The sequence below is a fragment of the Ichthyenterobacterium magnum genome (genome assembly GCF_003610635.1).
Classification (GTDB): domain Bacteria; phylum Bacteroidota; class Bacteroidia; order Flavobacteriales; family Flavobacteriaceae; genus Ichthyenterobacterium; species Ichthyenterobacterium magnum.
This window is the reverse complement of sequence record NZ_RAQJ01000015.1, coordinates 1-1,548: the sequence shown is the minus strand read 5'-3', so window position 1 is coordinate 1,548 and position 1,548 is coordinate 1. Positions and strand designations below refer to the sequence as shown.

Genomic DNA, 1,548 nt, shown 5'->3' with positions numbered 1-1,548 from the left:
CATGATTTTATAAGGAAGAGGCTTATCATAGAATTGTTATCCATTTTATTGTATCTTCGTTATCATAGCTGAACTACGTTTAACCCCTAAGTTGTAATGCATTTGACTAAACCAATAAACAATTTCACCAATCAAAAAGAATACTTCACTCATTTACACTTTTGAATCATTAAAAAGTGAAATAAATTAGTCGAAAATCAACCACAATGAATAAGACAATCCTCATAACCTTTTTACTACTTTTTTTCTTTTCAATTTCTTTTGGTCAACAAAAGGATACTATTTATGGAAAAGTAAAATCAGTAAGAGAGCAATTAAACTTCCTTGACAAAGACCGTCAGAACATGAAATTATTTAGCACAGAAGGAGATTATGGTCATTATGGATTTTCAAGTGCTCGTTTCACAAAAAGCAGGTTTCATAATTGGTGGTACAACACACCTTTTGTTCATTATTCCAACTACTATAAGGAATTCAATAAAAAAGGAAAACCAACATCTGAAATATGGTTTTATAAAGATGGAGATACAGTCACGACCTATAAATACAAATACGACAAGAAAGATAATCTAATTCAAGAAAAAGATATTTTTGAGATTAACGATTATACTTGTAGAAATTACACTTATGATTATAAAAACAAAATAAGGTCTACAATTTACTACGCTTCAGATGACCCAAATTTATACTCGTATACAGCATATGTCAGAGATTCAGTATCAAATTTAATTGAAATCAAAAGATTTGATGAAGATGGAGAACTTGCTTCTTGGAAATACAAATACGACTCAAAAAATAGAAAAGTATCTAAATCAATTCACAAACCATATGTTTATATCAAAAAAGGCAGGTCAACAACTTCCAGAAGAGATAGTATAGGACTCGATAAAATCTGTGAAAAATACTTTTATGATAATAATAACAATCTTTTAGAAACTCATTACTACAATTATGATTCATCGGATAATCTGCCTTCAAAACTATCAAGAAAAGTAAAAAATATTCATAGAAATGGACTTTTAGAAAAAGTCGTAAACATAAGAGATACAATTAATAGTTACAGAGAATATAAATACAACGAGCAGAACAGAAAGATTAAAGAGACTGTTATTTCTACAAAATATCCAGATAACAATCGTTCATCGGAATATTTCTATGACAAAAAAGGAAACATTATAAAACTAATTTATACCGAAAAGAACAAACCTGTTGTTGTCGAATTTAAATATAAGTTTGACAAACAAAATAATTGGACAAAACAAATTAAATCAGTTAATGGCGAAAAACTATTTGTTTGGACAAGAGAAATTGAATATTACGAATAAAAACGCATTACAACAACGTGTATAGATCATTGCGGCTGAATTCCTAATCGGAATTCATTGCAATTTGCTATCTTTCGGTTACGGCGGAAAATCATAGTTGATTTTCCGCAACGAGCCATACACAAAACCGATGGAACACATTCGCCAAAGGCGAACTTTAATTACTTCGTGCTTCGCACTCCCGTCCTTAAAGTAAATGTGTTCCATCTTAGGGGTTAAACCA

Annotated in this window: 1 protein-coding gene; it reads left to right on the top strand. The window is 30.0% G+C overall.

The annotated features are described in order from the left end of the window. Nucleotides 1-206: 206 nt before the first annotated feature. Nucleotides 207-1,325 (top strand): hypothetical protein, encoded by a 1,119-nt coding sequence (locus BXY80_RS13850; RefSeq protein ID WP_120202952.1) that lies wholly within the window; start codon nt 207-209, stop codon nt 1,323-1,325. Nucleotides 1,326-1,548: the final 223 nt, after the last annotated feature.

Coding starts and splice junctions, on each gene's coding strand:
- BXY80_RS13850 (WP_120202952.1), top strand. CDS start 207: ATGAATAAGACAATCCTCATAACCTTTTTACTACTTTTTTTCTTTTCA.